This window comes from Rosettibacter primus (genome assembly GCF_036860675.1).
GTDB lineage: Bacteria > Bacteroidota > Ignavibacteria > Ignavibacteriales > Melioribacteraceae > Rosettibacter > Rosettibacter primus.
The window spans coordinates 68,936-85,553 of sequence record NZ_JAYKGK010000011.1 but is presented as its reverse complement, the minus strand read 5'-3'; the positions used below and the strand labels follow the sequence as shown (position 1 = coordinate 85,553).

At 30.8% G+C, this 16,618-nt stretch carries 14 protein-coding genes; 7 read left to right on the top strand and 7 right to left on the bottom strand.

The genetic code is table 11. The annotated features are described in order from the left end of the window. Window positions 1-141: 141 nt before the first annotated feature. From VJY32_RS12520 to VJY32_RS12505, 4 genes are read right to left on the bottom strand one after another with little or no spacing between them, the layout of a single operon-like run. Entirely contained in the window at window positions 142-1,602 is a 1,461-nt protein-coding gene (locus VJY32_RS12520; RefSeq protein WP_353678265.1) for a sigma-54-dependent transcriptional regulator, read from the bottom strand. A gap of 12 nt (window positions 1,603-1,614) precedes the next feature. Further along, on the bottom strand, window positions 1,615-3,084 hold the full coding sequence (locus VJY32_RS12515; RefSeq protein ID WP_353678264.1) for a sensor histidine kinase: 1,470 nt from the start codon (window positions 3,082-3,084) through the stop codon (window positions 1,615-1,617). A gap of 6 nt (window positions 3,085-3,090) precedes the next feature. Further along, window positions 3,091-4,419, bottom strand: a complete 1,329-nt coding sequence (locus VJY32_RS12510) for an extracellular solute-binding protein (RefSeq protein WP_353678263.1) — start codon at window positions 4,417-4,419, stop codon at window positions 3,091-3,093. Window position 4,420: 1 nt separating this feature from the next. Further along, entirely contained in the window at window positions 4,421-6,241 is a 1,821-nt protein-coding gene (locus VJY32_RS12505) for a peptidylprolyl isomerase (RefSeq protein WP_353678262.1), read from the bottom strand. Between the two features lie 169 nt (window positions 6,242-6,410). Between VJY32_RS12505 and VJY32_RS12500 the strand changes: the two genes are divergently transcribed. Both VJY32_RS12500 and VJY32_RS12495 read left to right on the top strand, forming a co-directional pair. Beyond that, entirely contained in the window at window positions 6,411-7,565 is a 1,155-nt protein-coding gene (locus VJY32_RS12500) for a thiamine pyrophosphate-dependent enzyme (RefSeq protein WP_353678261.1), read from the top strand. Window positions 7,566-7,567: 2 nt separating this feature from the next. Beyond that, complete coding sequence (locus VJY32_RS12495; RefSeq protein ID WP_353678260.1) at window positions 7,568-7,891, top strand: cupin domain-containing protein; 324 nt, start codon at window positions 7,568-7,570, stop codon at window positions 7,889-7,891. Between the two features lie 52 nt (window positions 7,892-7,943). Here VJY32_RS12495 and VJY32_RS12490 read toward each other — a convergent pair whose 3' ends face one another. Both VJY32_RS12490 and VJY32_RS12485 read right to left on the bottom strand, forming a co-directional pair. Continuing rightward, on the bottom strand, window positions 7,944-8,216 hold the full coding sequence (locus VJY32_RS12490; protein ID WP_353678259.1) for a co-chaperone GroES: 273 nt from the start codon (window positions 8,214-8,216) through the stop codon (window positions 7,944-7,946). A 9-nt stretch (window positions 8,217-8,225) separates the two neighbouring features. After that, entirely contained in the window at window positions 8,226-8,480 is a 255-nt protein-coding gene (locus tag VJY32_RS12485) for a glutaredoxin family protein (RefSeq protein WP_353678258.1), read from the bottom strand. A gap of 99 nt (window positions 8,481-8,579) precedes the next feature. Between VJY32_RS12485 and VJY32_RS12480 the strand changes: the two genes are divergently transcribed. Further along, window positions 8,580-9,110, top strand: coding sequence for a hypothetical protein (locus VJY32_RS12480; protein WP_353678257.1), 531 nt, complete (start codon window positions 8,580-8,582; stop codon window positions 9,108-9,110). 89 nt (window positions 9,111-9,199) lie between these two features. On the opposite strand, the gene VJY32_RS12475 is transcribed toward VJY32_RS12480, so the two are convergent. After that, complete coding sequence (locus tag VJY32_RS12475) at window positions 9,200-11,245, bottom strand: bifunctional 3-deoxy-7-phosphoheptulonate synthase/chorismate mutase (protein WP_353678256.1); 2,046 nt, start codon at window positions 11,243-11,245, stop codon at window positions 9,200-9,202. Between the two features lie 231 nt (window positions 11,246-11,476). On the opposite strand from VJY32_RS12475, the gene VJY32_RS12470 reads away from it, so the two are divergent. Genes VJY32_RS12470 through VJY32_RS12455 form a run of 4 tightly spaced genes read left to right on the top strand, consistent with a single transcriptional unit; the run spans window position 11,477 to window position 16,618 of the window. Then, the gene (locus tag VJY32_RS12470; protein ID WP_353678255.1) at window positions 11,477-12,379 is read left to right on the top strand and encodes a 4Fe-4S dicluster domain-containing protein; all 903 of its coding nucleotides are present in this window, start codon (window positions 11,477-11,479) and stop codon (window positions 12,377-12,379) included. Beyond that, window positions 12,379-13,614: an NrfD/PsrC family molybdoenzyme membrane anchor subunit gene (gene nrfD / locus VJY32_RS12465; RefSeq protein WP_353678254.1), complete on the top strand. Its 1,236-nt coding sequence runs from the start codon at window positions 12,379-12,381 to the stop codon at window positions 13,612-13,614. The genes VJY32_RS12470 and nrfD overlap by 1 nt, the downstream gene beginning before the upstream one ends. Further along, complete coding sequence (locus tag VJY32_RS12460) at window positions 13,614-14,738, top strand: cytochrome c3 family protein (RefSeq protein ID WP_353678253.1); 1,125 nt, start codon at window positions 13,614-13,616, stop codon at window positions 14,736-14,738. Before nrfD ends, VJY32_RS12460 begins: the two co-directional genes overlap by 1 nt. Next, window positions 14,735-16,618 (top strand): ATP-binding protein, encoded by a 1,884-nt coding sequence (locus VJY32_RS12455; protein ID WP_353678252.1) that lies wholly within the window; start codon window positions 14,735-14,737, stop codon window positions 16,616-16,618. The genes VJY32_RS12460 and VJY32_RS12455 overlap by 4 nt, the downstream gene beginning before the upstream one ends.

Below are 16,618 nucleotides of genomic sequence, written 5' to 3'. Positions count from 1 at the left end.
AATTGATTGAATCATAAAGGATAATTATTAAACGAAATGAAAAGAGAAAATTGTTAATGCAATACACTTCCGGTTGAAATGTGCTGCGGGAATTTTATTACAGTTTTCAGAGTATGAAACACTTAACTCTGTAATCAAGCTTTATTTTAATCCCAATTCTTTACACATTCTGTGATAATTAGGGGGAGCTAATCCAAGAATTGATGCAGCTTCTTGATCAGAATTTACTTTGCTTCTTATATATCTAAAATATTTTTCACGGAAAATTCTTTCCATTTGCTTTAATGGTAAAGGACCATTTGGAGATTTAAAACTTATTCCCTCGTTTCCAAAATAATCTTCCAGCTCGTTTATTTTTTTACCAAGTGCGGTTTCAATAAGTTTTGGTGTAATTATTTTATCGTCAAAAAATAATAGCCGTTGAACAAGATTTTTGAGTTCACGAATATTTCCTGGCCAGTCGTAGTCAATTAGTAATTTCATAGCATCTTCTGAAATTATGGGGGCTTCTCTTCCTATTTCTATTGCAAATTGATTCATGTAATAGTCGATTAGGCAAATTATATCTTCTTTTCTTTCTCTTAAAGGTGGAATGTGAATGTTGATTACATTCAGTCGATAATATAAATCCTCGCGGAATCTTTTTGCTTTAACCTCTTCTTCTAAATTTTTGTTTGTTGCGGAAATTATTCTAACATCAACTTTTATTTTATCTGTTCTGCCAAGTTTTTCAACTTCACCATCCTGAAGAACACGAAGAAGTTTTACTTGAGATGAAAGTGGTAATTCAGAAATTTCATCTAGGAAGATTGTGCCATTATTGGCTATTTCAAATAATCCCGGTTTACTTTTTTCTGCACCTGTAAATGCTCCTTTTTCATAACCAAATAGTTCGCTTTCGATTAATTGGTCCGGTATTCCCCCGCAATTTATAGGAACAAAATTTTCGTATTTTCTAGGACTTTTGTAATGAATATTGTAAGCAACTAGTTCTTTTCCTGTTCCGGATAATCCTGTTATTAATACAGGCACATTGCTGTTAGAATATTTTTTTATTTGTTCTCTTAATTGTTCAGTTGTTTGAGAAACCCCTATAATTTTTTTTGATGACAGAATATCATCAACATTCTTTCTTAGTTTTTGAGTGGACCTCTGTTTTTCCTTTAGTAATTTTCTTTTTTCAAAAGCATTGAAAATTGACATTATAAAATCAGTAGGCTGATAAATATGTTCTTCAATGTCACCGGGATATTTTGTGCAGTACCAGAAAGCACCAGCTTCAATAAGACTATGAGCAAATTCATAATCTGTAACATTGACAGTCATTTTTGTAATCACAATAATTTGAAGCGAGGGATCAAAATCTTTTATTTTTTTGATAAGATATTCACCGTGCAGTCCACCTGCAATTTGATAATCCATAATTACTACATCAAAGTTAATTTTGTTAGCTTCAAGAAGTTCAAGAGCAGATTTTCCATCAGACACAACTTCACATATCTTTATTCTATCGGCAAAAGGTTTAATAGTGTTTTCAACTCGTCTTACATCAAAATCTTCATCTTCAATAAGCAATACTTTTATTTGTTCGTATTTATTCATTTTTACTCCAGATTAATTTCGAATTGTAATTGTAAATCTGCAGCCTTTTTCTGGAAGATTTTCTGCATCAATATCCCATCCACATCTTTGTTTTGAAATTTCATAAGCTATGTAACATCCATAACCACTGTTGGAATGTGATGTGTTTTTTGTAGATATATTTTCAAGAAAAATTTTTTTAATTCCTTTTTCGTTTTTCTCTAACAATTCAGGTTTTATGCCTTGTCCATTATCTTCAATAATGATATTGGAAATTTTTGTTTCAGGGTCATATCTGGTTGTAATTGTTATTAATAAATCATCATCGCCACCGTGGTCTATACTATTTTGAATTAATGGTTCTAAAATTTCCCAGACTACAAATTCATTGATATTTACTTTAGGAACTTTTTCATCAAGATTCAATTTTATTTCGAAAGATTTTGATTTTCTTGAAGTTCTATTGAATATATTTTCAACCATGAATTTTATTACTTCATTTAAATCTGTTGAAAAAGATGGATTACGAATTGTCTGAATTGGAGGTTCATACCATTTCATGTCATATATAACGCGAGAGATAAAATTCGAATATTTTGTTGCCCGGTATTTAACTTCATCAATGTTTTCTGTTGAAAGTGTTCTTAAATCTTCTTTGATAAAGCCCATTACTTTTTCTGCTTTGTGATGAGTGTGATAAATTCTTTTTGTAAACATTGATTCTTTTTCATGTTCAATTTGCTGCTTAATATTTCTTTCATGTTCTTCCATTAATAATTTTTGTGCTTCATCTCGTTCTTTAACTGTGTATGTAGAAATATAGTACATTGCCAAAAGTCCAAGAAGGAAAAGTGCGGAATAAATTATCGATGTTTCTTCGTAACTCGAAATCATTTCTTGTTGAATAAAAGAAAAATCTGGTGTGTTGCGAATGTAAAGCGCACCTGCAAATTCCCCGTTTGGCACAAAAGGAACAAATATATGATAAGTATTTTTGTTTAATAAAATATTTACAATCTGTTCACTGCCTATTAATTCTTTTTTTACCTTTTTGTACAATTCAATTGCAGAACGATGTCTTGAAGAATTAATATTTTCTTTGTGTTCAAACATAACAGCAAATAAATCATTGCCATTATCAATAGCTTTTATTTTATCACCCTCGCCTACAAGCAGACAAATTTCTTCTATGTTCTGCTGCAGGATTTGTTGATTAAGAATTATGTCAAAGAATTGAATAATACGGCGTTTTTCGTTTGGGTCAATTGTTTTTCTCATTTTTACAGTTTCATAAAATAATTCGAGAGAAGTTGTAGTAAGATTAGCTAATCTTTCTGCAGAATTTTTCTGATACCATTCCTGAGCATTTTCAACAAAATTGCGCAAAGAAGTTTTGTGCACAAACGAAAGAATCAATTGAAAGAATATTAATCCAATAAACAAAACTGTAAGATGCTTGAATTCAAAGTGATATTTTTTAAGATTTTCAAAAAAATTATCCATAACACATTATTTAATATAACTTGCTTCTGAGTTAATGATTTTTTCTGCTTTACTTAAGGCTTCGCTTACAGAAATTTCATTTTTAATAGCTCTATTAAGGTAATAAGTAATTATATCAGAATATCGAGTATATTTTTCGAGAAATGGTCTGCGCGTGCTTGTTTTAAAAACTGATTTATAAAAATTTAGTTCTGGATTTAGTTTCAAATAATTTTTGTCTTCATAAATTTTTGCATTGATAGGTAAATAACCACCAAGTTCATAAAATTTTTTTTGAATATCTTCCTGAATCAAGAATTTAATAAATTCAATTGCTTCACTCTTTTTTGAAGAATATTTTGATATCATCAAATTCCAGCCGCCAATCATACTTTTTTTGGAACCTTCTTTGAAATGGGGCAAAGGAACAGTCTCAATTTTATCTGCAAAACTTTTATCGTTGAATTTGGTTTCATACCATTTTAAGAAACCAGGCCATCCGCGCAAAAATATTCCGCTGTTGTCGATAAAGTAATAATAAGTATCGTACTCTTTAAAGTTGGTTATTTCTTTTGGTGAAAGTTTATATTTATTGACAAGGTCAACAAGCAACTGAAGTGCTTTATTAGCTTGAGGTGTGTTTAATTTTAGAGAATCGCCTTCGAGTATTTTAGAATTCTGTGATTCAATAAGTTCAACAAAGCTGCACATCAATCCTTCGAATGCTTCTGCCTGATATAAATAAAATGGATAACCAAAGCTTTTCAAGCGTTGACCAAGTTTAATAAATTCTTCCCATGTAATTGAGCTGTCAAGCTGACTTTTAATTTCTTTATAATCACTGATATTTTTTAATAAATCTTTTCTGTAATACATTACACTTACATCAATATATAGTGGAATTGTTACAAGCTGATTTTTGTAAAAGCAGGATTCAAGTGCATATGGAATTATATTTTCTCTTTCATTAGTAGAAAAATAATTACTCAATGGCTCAACAAATTTTGCAAAACGTGGGACCCATATTTGGTCTATTGAAAAAATGTCTAATCTGTCACTTCTGCTTCTCAAATATCTCATTAATAATTCTTTTCTTTCATTGGTCTGAAATTTTTCAAAAGATAAATCAATTGGAACAACTTCAATTTTTCCTTTGTGCAGCTGATTAAATTTTTCAATTGCATATTTATGACTGATGGATATGTTATCAGCAAAATAAATTTTTTTTGGTCCTGCATCTCTGTTATCTGCAAGATTTCCAAATATGTACATGAATATAAAAACTGATAAAACCAGAAAAGTAATTGCTGTAATTGAAAAATAGAAAGTTTTCATGTAAGGTTTTATAGTATCCATGTTAAAAAGATAATTCTTTTTTCATCTGTTGATAAATTTTATGCCATCTATAAAAAAGTGGTGCATAAGGAACTGCAATAAGCTGTCCGCCAAATCCAAATCTTCTGAATACAATCATATTTATGTTTGATACTTTAATTGATTTTAAAATATTTTCATTTATCTCTATTCCATTTTCAACTGCAAGTTTTGCAGTTAATTTATCAAGTTCATTATACATTTTTTTTGTTTGAATAATATTTTTTATATCGTCTTTAGCTTCTTCAAAAGTTTCGATTTTCTTTTTTTCACCTTTCTTTTTGTCAATTAGTTTTATAATTGAATATCCATAATCAGCTTTAATTGGACCAAAAACATCACCTTTATTCATATTGACTGCAATCTTTCCAATTTCACCAAGTTTATTTACTGGTTGCAAACCTGTGATTTTTGTTGTTGAATATTTTTTCTGAATCTCATCGAAGCTGATGCCATCATTTAATTCATTTAATATTTGTTCTATTGTTTCAAGATTTTCTGAATTTATTTCTAATATATTAACACTATCTGGTTCTTCTATAGTTCTGTCCATTTTCAAATAAAATTCTTTTGCTTCGTTATCACTTACATTTTGTTCTTTGAAGATTTCTTTCATCCTTATGCGCGATAAATAATAATCTTTCCACATATTTAAGTCTTCATAAACTTCTGGCAATTTATCATAACCTCGTTTTTGTGCTTCTCTTGCATAAAGTTCATTTCTGATAAAGCTGCTTACAAAATTATTCAATTTGCTTTTGATCTCTTCAATGCTAATTGAATCGAACTCTATTCCTGTAAACCCAATGTTTTTAAGAAAATATTTTAAAGTGACTGGCGAATCTTCGAATTTTACAAATGGAAGATTAACTTCTTTATCTGAAAAAGATTTTTGTATTTGAGAAAACTCTAATTCTGAAAATCTTAGTTTATTATTTTTTTTATCTAAGAAATAATTTTGATTTTGTTTTATAAAATTAAAAATCTTACTTGATAATTTATCAAATAATTGACGGTCAACATTTATTGTTATTCCTTTGAAAAATTTATTATAAAATTCCTCATAAAGTTTGTCTTCTATTCTTGATTCAATTATTCTTTTGATTTTTGAAATATCTGAAGAATTAAGGTCACTTTTTTTAATTACATCATAAACTTTACAAATGTACCAACCTTCTTTTAATTTTATTGGGATTGTAAATTCTTCAGGTGTTAACTTAAATATTTGTTCTTCGATTTCTGGAGCCATGTTTCCAAAAGTTACCTCGGCATAATTTAATTGTTCTGAATTTTCCGGTCGCAGTGATAAAATTGAGTCAAAAGATGCTCCATTCTGAAGTGATGAATAAATTTCTTTAATTTCATTTTCATCAACTGAAAAAATAAATTTTACTTTGAGAGTTTTGAACATCTTATTTTTGCCATCAGTAATAGCTGAATCAGTTATTACAATTTTGTCTTTAATTTCTTTTTTATAGAGTGCATCACGAAGGAAAATATTTTTAATGTAATTCATTAAATAAATGAAGTCTTCGGATTTATCTAAATTTTGTTTTATTGCATCCTGAGCGAGTAATTTTTCGGCTAAAAGAGTATATAAGAAATCTCTTTTTATTGTTGCTGTGTCAAAAGCATCTTCTGTTTGCGCGTGGGGAGAAAATTCATAACGTTCAATGAATTCCTTCTTAGTAATTTTAATATTTCCTGCTTTTGCAATTATCTCATTTTCTGTTTGGCTGAATAATTTTGAAATTAGAAATAAAGGAAGAAGAATTATAGCATATGAAAAAGTTTTATTGAGCATATTACTTTAAAAATATTTATCAATCATTAATAATATCTAAAGATTACAAAAAATAAAAGTGATAAAAATGGAAGTCAGTTAAAATTATAGTAGATTAAATATTATTTTCAGCAATAAAAATACAGAATTTATTTTATCTTAGTATAAAACTAATTTTATTATTTATTAGATGAAAGCAACAATTTATCAAGCTATAGCTCATGCCCTGAATGATTTGGGAGTTGAAATAGTTACATTTGTTCCCGGCTACGGAGCAAGTGAAACATTTCAATTTTATAATGAGTTAACAATGCGAAGTCTTAAAATGTCATTTCATGAAGAAGTTGCATACACAATTTCTCATGGTGCAAGCATTCTTGGAAAACGTGCAGCTGTTCTGATGAAAGCTCATGGATTAATGAAAGCCGCAAACAGTGTGAGTGACTCACTGTATACAGAACTAACAGCAGGATTTGTTACAATAATTTTTGATGATAAATCAGGCAAACATTCTGACAATATACTTGAAATAGCCCCAATTCTTGAAGGCATGAGTATGCCATTTATTACTTCAAGAAACGAAACAGTTTATGATGATATAGTCAATGCATTTTTTGAGTCTGAAAGAAAAAAGATGCCTGTTGCTGTTATTGTTGATGCATTAAATACGAAATTAGAAATAGAATTTACTCCAAAACAGAATCTTAAAAGAAATTTTTCATACGAAAGAAATATTTATTCACATGTTGTAAGCCCACTTCTTGCTGATTATCAGTATAAATTATTTATTGCCAAAAAGCTAAATGGAAATCTTGAGACAGTAGTTCGGCCGGAATTGCCTTTTGTTCCTGATAGTTTAACAGAAAAAGCTAAAGAAGGAGCTCTTCAGTACATTCCTTTCTTTAATGTTTTTAAAAATATTAAGAGAGATATTGCAACAGGAGATACAGGCTCATCAAGTTCTTTTGCATTTCCTCCTTATAACAGTATAGATATTGTAACATATATGGGAGGAAGTATTCCACTTGCAATTGGTGCATACTTAGCAGGCAAAAAAAATGTATGGGCATTAACAGGTGATTTCAGTTTTATATCTGCAGGAAATCTTGGTCTTCTCGGAGCATTTAATAGAGAGATACCTTTGAAGGTTGTTATATTTTATAACAAAAAAGCTGCAGCAACAGGCAATCAACCAATTCATAGAAAATTGTTAAGACATATTCTTGCAGGTTATGAAAAATATTTACTCAGTATTTCAAATCCAGATGACCCATTCGAAATTGATGCTGTTCTGCACGAAGCATTATCTTCAAATGAAATGAAAATCATAATTGTGGATTATTAAGAATGAAAATAGAAGTAAGAAATATTTTTGAAAATGTTCCGGAAGATTTATCAAAAGAATTTTTTGAAGATATTATTCTAAATGAAAATTTTCGTTTGGAGAGAATTATATCAAAAGCACATTTTTCACCGGAAGGATTCTGGTATAACCAGACACAAAATGAATTTGTTTTACTCTTGAGTGGAAGTGCCGAGATATTATTTGAAGATAATTATTCAATAAAATTAAAACCCGGTGATTATCTTATCATACCCGCACATGTAAAACATAGAGTCGAAAAAACAGACAGCGAGAAACTAACTTACTGGTTAACACTTTATTATTAAAAGCGGCATGAATACATGACTCATACCGCTTTTTATAGGGGGCACCAATTGACTAATTTTCTACTACTGCTAATATATCTGAGCGGGAGATAATTTTTAATTCCTTGCCATTAGCACTTACTTCTTCACCGCCATATTTTGCAAATAAAATTCGGTCGCCTTCTTTAATTTTTTCACGCAAGTCTTCATCAGTTCCTACAGCAATAACTTTTCCCATTCTTGGTTTTTCTTTTGCTGTATCAGGAATAATAATTCCCGAAGTAGTTTTTGATTCTTCTTCAATTGGTTCAACGAGAACCCTGTCGTCAAGTGGTTTAATTTTCATAGTGGTCTCCTAATCTTTTATGTTTAACATCTGATTAATTTTCTGTTTATCAAATCCAATTATTGGTCTATTATTTATTAAAATTACAGGAACACCGGTTTGACCTGTTCTTCGCATCATATCTCTTGCTGCTGCTTCGTCTTTAGAAACATCAACATCAGTAAATCGAATATTTTTTTCTCTGAAATATCTTTTTGCTGCATTACAAAAACTGCATGTTGGAGTAGAAAAAATTATTACCTTTGGTTGAGAAGTTACTGCCATAATTAACCTTATTTTTATTCGGTTAGATGAAATGATTTTCAAAAAGATTCAAAAATTATTTTGTAATTTTCTTTGCAAATTCTTTCAATGTTGATTATGATGAAAAAGAAATATCTTATTGCCATAATACTGTTTTTCAATACAGTTGGCCTGAATGCACAAATTAAAAATTTTAATGCTGGATTTAATTTTGGATTGGGAGAAATAAAAGGGAATACAACGTCAGTAACAAGTTTTGGCGGTACTTTATTTTTTGATTTTAAGTTATGGTTCTCGGATGAAGTAAATTTTAGAACAGGTTTTTTTTATGCAAGAAAAGTAGAATATTTTATTCCAGAAAGTAGAGAGGGCAGATATTACCCATTTATTAAATCATTTTTGTTAAAATCACAAATACAACAAAGTATATATAATTACTTCTTCATTGAAGAAGGACTTGGCATAATTTATTTGAATGATAGAACTTTGAGTGATACAAATAACTGGCAGCCAGGCATTAGCTTTAATTTTACTTCAGGTATAAAATTTTCTAAGATGAGTTTAGGACTGGGCATTGATTACGGCATGGGAATAACAAAAACAAATGCAAGTTATTACATTATCTATATTCAAGCTCAAATCATTTTATGAATTATCATAGTGCGATTAGATTAAAATTTTGGAAACCACTTTTTCTTGAAAAATATTTTTAAGAGATTATATATCTAAAATTATGGTATTTATAATCTATACAACTCCTTCATTAATTCCTCAAATTGACTGAAATAAAGTGCTTGCTCAGGGTCGCTTAATGCATTAGGAGGGTCGGGATGAAATTCAACCATTATTCCATGAGCACCTACAACTTTTGCTGCTTTTGCTAGTGGTATTACTTTGTTTCTTTCACCAATAGCATGGGAAGGATCTACTATAACAGGCAAGTGAGTTAATTCTTTCAGAACAGGTATTGCACTTAAATCTAATGTGTTTCGTGTGGCAGTTTCAAATGTTCTGATTCCTCGTTCACACAAAATTACCTGACGATTACCTTGAGATAAAATATACTCTGCTGCATTCAACCACTCATCAATCGAAGCACTTAAACCTCTTTTAAGCATAACAGGTCGATGTGTTTTACCAACTTCTTTTAGCAGGGCAAAGTTTTGCATGTTTCTTGCACCAATCTGAAGTATGTCTGCACTTTTAGCTACTTCTTCAACCTGGTCTGTATCCATTACTTCAGTGATAATAGGCAAATCGTAATATTTGCCTGCATCGGCAAGTAATTTAAGTCCTTCATATCCAAGTCCTTGAAAACTATAAGGCGAAGTTCTGGGCTTAAAGCATCCCCCACGGAGAATTTGAGCTCCATTTTCTTTTGCTTCGAGTGCACATTTCATTATCATTTCTTCATTTTCGACTGAACATGGACCAGCAATTACAACAAAATTATTACCACCAATTAACACATCTTTTACTTTTATTATAGTATCTTCACTTTTGTATTCTCGACTTGCAAGTCTATAACTCTTAGATTTGGATTTAATAATTGCAGGAGCCTCCGGCTTTGATTTTGTTTCTTTTTTAATTTCTTCTCCAATTAAAAGCCTTGAAAATTCTAATTTGGTTCTTTCGAGTTCCTGTGAAGGATAACTTCCTAAGACTTTCATGAATCTTGTGTATTGTCCTAATTCATCAAGAACTTTTTGGATGGTTTCACTTGCAATATTTCCTTCAAAATCGAGATAGAACATTTCTTCCCATGGATTCCCAATAATTGGTCGTGATTCAAGTTTGGTTAAATTCACATTGTATTTTCTAAAAACATTCAAAGCTTCTACAAGAGAACCGGGTGTATGAGAAGTAGCCATTACAATTGATGTTTTGCATGGTATTCTTTCATCAATAGTTTGTGGCTTTCTCGATGCAATTAAAAATCTTGTATAATTTTCAGGCTGATTAGCTATATTTTTTTTCAAAATTTTGACATGGAATAATTTAGCAGCTTCTTCGCTGGCAATTGCAGCATGTGCAATATTCCCTTCTTCTTTAATTTTTTGAACAGACATAGCAGTATCATCAAAATATTCAATTGCAACATGAGGGAGTGATTCTAAAAATTTGCTGCATTGTGCTGCCGCTTGATAGTGAGCATAAACTTTTTTGATTTTTTGAAATGGAACTTCATCAAGAGCAACAAAACAATGTTTGACTTGAAATTTTTCTTCACCAATTATGGATAATGTTGTATGAAGCAGTAAATCATAAACTTCGTTTATTCCTCCAGAAGTTGTATTTTCAATTGGAAGAACTGCAAAATCTGCCTCACCCTTTTCTACTGCGTTGACAACCTCGTCAAATCTTCTCTTAAATAAAAAATTAAGTTTGAAACCTGAGTGAGCAAAAAATTTTTGACTTGCCAAATAACTGTAAGAACCTTCTATTCCTTGAATAGCAATTGTTATGACTTTCTTTCTTTCATCTTTTTTATTTAATATAGATTGAACATAATTTTGTTGAAGTCTTATAGAGTCTTCTATAATTTCATAATAAACCTTAGAAAGAAAATTCGAATCAAGATTAAATTTTTTTCCTAATTTAATTAATCTTCTTAATAATTCTTCTTCTCTTATCTGGTCTCTTATTGGAGAGTTACTTTTTTCTTTTGCTAATGCGACTTCTTTACTTAACGCGCGTCTTTCAGAAAGAAGTTTAATAATCTTTTCATCAATATCGTTTATTTTCTCTCTTAATGATTCGAGATTCTTTACATTTTTCTTTGCCATCTTAAATTTTACTTTTATTTTTAATTTAATTGCGAATCTATAAAAATTATTAACTTAAAAAAAGACCATTTGACATATTACATAAGAATTCCAGTGGAAATCTCACAATAATTTTAAAATTGGTTGACATAATAAATTCAATCAACTAATTTAGAAATGGATAAATAAGTCCATTTAGGAAATAGTCTTATAATCTAATTTATTGACACACCGATACTGGAGGTTAAAAATATGGCAAAACAAACCCGTCGGGAATTCTTAAAAACCACAACAATAGTTGGAGCTGGAATTACTGGATTAAGTACAAGCAAATTAAAAGCTGCACCCAAAAATATTCTTGATGAAAATAGAATGGGAGTTCTGGTTGATACTACAGTATGTATTGGTTGCAGAAAATGTGAATGGGCATGTAAAGTAGCGCATAATCTTCCTACACCACCACTCGAAGCTTATGATGATAGAAGTGTATTTAAGAAAATGAGAAGACCCGATGATAGAGCTTTAACTGTGGTTAATGAATATCCTCCTTCAAGTTCAGATGGATTTCCAATTAATGTAAAAGTTCAATGTATGCATTGTGACCACCCAGCATGTGTTTCAGCATGTATTGTTGGTGCTTTTTCAAAAGAAGAAAATGGTTCTGTAATCTGGGATACGAAAAAATGCATTGGATGTAGATATTGTATGGTTGCATGTCCATTTCAAATTCCTGCTTTCGAATTTGGTAAAGCAATACAGCCTGAGATTCGTAAATGTGATTTCTGTTTCAATCGAACAAAGGAAGGAAAACTTCCTGCATGTGTGGAAATTTGTCCAATGGAAGCTTTGACTTATGGTAAAAGAGAAGAATTAGTAAAAATTGCCCACGAAAAAATTAATTTATACCCGGATAGATATGTTAATCATGTTTATGGTGAATATGAAGTCGGTGGAACAAGCTGGCTTTATTTAGCAAGCAAAGATTTTTATGAACTCCAATTTCCTAAATTAGGTAGGAATCCTGCCCCTGGGGTAACCGAAGCTATTCAACATGGAATTTTTGCTTACTTTGTTCCACCAGTTGCTCTTTATGCTTTGCTTGGAGCAGTAATGTGGATTAATAAAAATAGAAAGAAAGAATCGGAGGAAGAATAATGGAAAATTTTCTGAAACCGACACCATTAGGAAGAAAATTTTTTACTCCCACTGTTATAGGGTTGACAATTATTGCTGCTATAGGATTGATAGTAGTTTTTATAAGATTAATTTTAGGATTAGGAGCAGTAACCAATTTAAGTAATCAATATCCCTGGGGGATATGGATTGGAATTGATGTGGCTGCTGGTGTTGCATTAGCCGCTGGGGGTTTTACCACAGCTGCATTGGGTCATATCATGCATCGAGAAGAATATCATGTGGTAGTCAGACCGGCTCTTTTAACTGCAATGCTAGGATATACTTTTGTGGCTCTTAGTGTAGCTCTTGACCTTGGAAGATATTATTACATCTGGCATCCTTTAATTATGTGGAATGGTAATTCTGTTCTTTTTGAAGTAGGTATGTGTGTTATGATTTACTTATTTGTTCTTTATATTGAATTTCATCCAATTGTAACAGAAAGATTTATTGGCAGAGTAAATTTGCCGGGGTTTTTAAGTGCTCTTAATAAACCATTAGATAAATTATTAAGATTGCTTGATAGAACATTAAACAAAGTAATGTTTATTTTTATAATTGCCGGCGTAGTTCTTTCCTGTTTACATCAATCATCATTAGGAACATTAATGGTAATTGCTGGTCCTAAAATGCATCCATTATGGCAAACACCAATCCTTCCATTACTGTTTTTACTTTCCGCAATTTCTGTTGGATTTCCAATGGTAATTTTTGAATCATTGATAACATCTAAAGCCTTTGGCTTAAAACCTGAAATGAAAATTCTTTCTAATCTTGGAAGTATGATTGCTCCAATGCTCGGAATTTATCTTTCATTTAAGATTGGTGATATGGTTATAAGAAAAACATTTGTTTACTTGAACGAAATAAATACAGTAAGTGTACTTTTTGCTATTGAAGTCGTTATCGGAATAATTGTGCCATTGCGTATTTTCTTATCACCTAAGTTGACTAAAACTCCACTTGGATTATTTATTGGTTCTTTATTGGTCATCTTTGGTGTTTTACTAAATCGAATAAATAATTTTATTGTGGCTTATACTCCTCCATATCAATTTCAATCATATTTCCCATCAATTGGCGAAATTGCTGTAACACTCGGGTTCATTGCACTCGAAGTGTTATTGTTCAGAGCTTTTGTTATGATTTTCCCAATTGTAAGCACTCCCCAGTATGTTTCACCTCAAACTAAATTTTCTGTTAGAGGTGCATAATGAAAAGGTTATTAATAATTTTATTGATTGGTTCAATATCAATCAATGCACAGACAAAAATTAGCAAAAGCCATTCACAGCAATCTTTGAATTGCTCGACATGTCATTCATGTGATATTCCGACTAAAGAAAATCCCTGTCTTAAAGCTTGTCCCCGTGAAAGTATGATTCGAATTGACCAGAAACCAGAAGAAGGTCCAAAAGTTCTTATAATTAATAAAATAAAAGAAACTGATGTTTATGATCCTGTTGTTTTTTCTCATTTAGCTCATGCTGAAATGGCAGATATATCAGGGGGATGCAGGACATGCCATCATTATAATCCGCCAGGCAATGTTATTGCATGCTCAGAATGTCATGAAACACAAAGAAAAAGAATTGATGTAAGCAAACCTGATTTGAAAGGGGCATTTCATCGTCAATGTATGAATTGTCATCGTGCATGGAGCGGAAGTATAGATTGTGTTGTTTGTCATCAATTAAAAGGAAAAGAACCTGCGTTAAAAAGTGATGTAAAAAAATTAACTGCAAAGAGAATACATCCTGAAGTAAAAGCACCATCTAAAATTAATTTTACAACGGCAAGTACTTCAGGTAAATTGGTCACCTTTTATCACGATGAACATATTAATTTATTTAATTATGAATGTGGCGACTGCCATAAAAATGATAATTGTGTGAAGTGTCATAACAAAAATAAAGTTGTAACTGCAGTTAAGAAATCATTAAAAGAAGTTCATAAAAAGTGTTCTAATTGTCATGATACAGATTCGAAATCAAAATGTTCATCATGTCACTCAGATAAAGAAAAAGGTCCATTTAATCATTTTGCTGTAACAGGATTTGATATTTCAAAATATCATTCAAAGTTAACCTGCAACAGATGTCATACTGCAAAAGGTAAATTTACTGGACTTAAAAATGAATGCAGTTCTTGTCATGGAACTTGGAGCTGGGATAATTTCAAGCATAATGTTACAGGTTTAATACTAGATGAAACTCATAGTGAATTAGAATGCAGTAATTGTCATAAAGAACCAACTTATTCAAAGCCAACTTGCGAAGATTGTCATGATGATAAATCATATCCAAAAGATAAACCGGGAAGATTGAGAAAATTATGAATGGTTTAAGTGAAATAGGATTCTTTAGAAAAATTGGATTAAAACTAATTTTAGTAGTTAGTTTAACAGTTGTTATAATCATTGGAATAAATTCATACATTAAAATAAAATCTCAAAGTGATGTGCTTTTGGCAGAAGTTGAACGTCATGCCAATCAACTTAGTGAAACTGTAAAAAATAGTACAAGATATGGAATGCTTCTTAACCAAAGAGAATATGTTGATGAAATAATTAAAACTATCGGAAAAGACCCGGCAATTGATAATATCAGAATTTATAATAAAGAAGGAGAGATAATTTATTCCACAAATCCTGAAGATGTTGGGAAGATGCTCGATAAAAAAGCCGAAAGCTGTTATGCATGTCATACTGAAAATAAGCCACTTGAAAAATTATCGAATAAAGAAAGAACAAGAATATTTAGATTGAGTGAAAATTCTCCGAGAGTGATGGGAATAGTTAATCCAATTTATAATGAAGAATCATGCTGGAAAGCCGATTGCCATGCTCATCCTCAAAGTTCTACAGTGCTTGGTGTTCTTGATGTTACAATTACACTTACAGAAGTAGATTCACAAATAAAAAAGAATGAAATTCAGGAGTTGCTGTTCGCAATAATTTCTGTTACTGCAATTGGTTTTATTATTGGAATATTTGTCAGAAAGTGGGTTGATAAACCTGTAAAAGAATTAGTAAAAGCAACAAATCAAATAGCTGCCGGTAATCTTCATTATGAAATTAAAGATTTGGGGAACGATGAACTTGGTTATCTAGCAAAATCATTTAATAATATGACAAAAAAATTATATGAAACTCAGCAACAACTACTTCAATCCGATAAAATGGCTTTGCTTGGCAAGTTAGCCGCTGGAGTTGCTCATGAAATTAATAATCCTTTGACTGGTGTTCTTACTTATAGCAGTTATTTATTAAAGCGAACAAAAGATAATCCAGAATTGCAGGAAGACTTAAATGTAATTGTAAGAGAGACTTTACGAAGTCGTGAAATTGTAAAAAGCCTTCTTGATTTTTCAAGGCAGTCAACCCCAAAGAAAAGTTTAATTGATATTAATGAGGTAATCAATAAAGCTGATTTAGTAGTTCATAATCAATTGAACATAAATAAAATTAAACTAATCAAAGAATTTGATGAAAAACTTCCTAGAATTACTGCGGATGCAAATCAAATTCAGCAGGTAATTTTGAACTTGCTTTTAAATGCAATTGATGCTATTGGTCCTAATGGTGGGACCATAACAATTAAAACATCTCAAACAACTTTGTCGCCAAAAGGAGTAGTACATGTTAAGGCAGCTTTGTGTCCCAAAAATCATAATTTAATTGATAATGACCATAAAATTGGTGGCTTGCCTTCAATCAAAGTTAAAATGAAAACAAATGGAAATGAAGGTTTCTTATTCCTTGACCCTGTTTATGGAAGAGCAAAACATTATTTTGGAATTCCGGTAGAAAAAAATGATATAATTAAACTTACCTGTCCTGTATGTGATTTATCTTTAATTGATAAATTTGAAAAATGCCCTTTGTGCGGCGGACCAGTTTACAAAATTGAAGTTCCATCTCAAGGTTTTCTCGAAGGTTGTGCATCGTTCAAAGATGAATGGCAAAGATGGAATTTTATTGATGAAAAGGGGAATAAAAAGTTTGTAGAAATTCAGGTTTCAGATACAGGTTGTGGTATTCCTCAAGAACATATAAACAAAATTTTTGAACCTTTCTTTACTACAAAGGGTCAGAAAGGAACTGGTCTTGGTCTTTCGGTTGTATGGGGTATTATTGACAATCATAATGGAACTATTACTGTGCAAAGTGAAATTGGGAAAGGGACAACATTTTCAATTAAACTTCCGGAAGAGTAA

Bases quoted from the DNA above. Each gene is read 5' to 3' on its own strand.
- VJY32_RS12475 (WP_353678256.1), bottom strand. From the start codon at position 11,245: ATGGCAAAGAAAAATGTAAAGAATCTCGAATCATTAAGAGAGAAAATA.
- VJY32_RS12505 (WP_353678262.1), bottom strand. From the start codon at position 6,241: ATGCTCAATAAAACTTTTTCATATGCTATAATTCTTCTTCCTTTATTT.
- VJY32_RS12455 (WP_353678252.1), top strand. From the start codon at position 14,735: ATGAATGGTTTAAGTGAAATAGGATTCTTTAGAAAAATTGGATTAAAA.
- VJY32_RS12510 (WP_353678263.1), bottom strand. From the start codon at position 4,419: ATGGATACTATAAAACCTTACATGAAAACTTTCTATTTTTCAATTACA.
- VJY32_RS12485 (WP_353678258.1), bottom strand. From the start codon at position 8,480: ATGGCAGTAACTTCTCAACCAAAGGTAATAATTTTTTCTACTCCAACA.
- VJY32_RS12470 (WP_353678255.1), top strand. From the start codon at position 11,477: ATGGCAAAACAAACCCGTCGGGAATTCTTAAAAACCACAACAATAGTT.
- VJY32_RS12480 (WP_353678257.1), top strand. From the start codon at position 8,580: ATGAAAAAGAAATATCTTATTGCCATAATACTGTTTTTCAATACAGTT.
- VJY32_RS12460 (WP_353678253.1), top strand. From the start codon at position 13,614: ATGAAAAGGTTATTAATAATTTTATTGATTGGTTCAATATCAATCAAT.
- VJY32_RS12490 (WP_353678259.1), bottom strand. From the start codon at position 8,216: ATGAAAATTAAACCACTTGACGACAGGGTTCTCGTTGAACCAATTGAA.
- nrfD (WP_353678254.1), top strand. From the start codon at position 12,379: ATGGAAAATTTTCTGAAACCGACACCATTAGGAAGAAAATTTTTTACT.
- VJY32_RS12500 (WP_353678261.1), top strand. From the start codon at position 6,411: ATGAAAGCAACAATTTATCAAGCTATAGCTCATGCCCTGAATGATTTG.
- VJY32_RS12520 (WP_353678265.1), bottom strand. From the start codon at position 1,602: ATGAATAAATACGAACAAATAAAAGTATTGCTTATTGAAGATGAAGAT.
- VJY32_RS12495 (WP_353678260.1), top strand. From the start codon at position 7,568: ATGAAAATAGAAGTAAGAAATATTTTTGAAAATGTTCCGGAAGATTTA.
- VJY32_RS12515 (WP_353678264.1), bottom strand. From the start codon at position 3,084: ATGGATAATTTTTTTGAAAATCTTAAAAAATATCACTTTGAATTCAAG.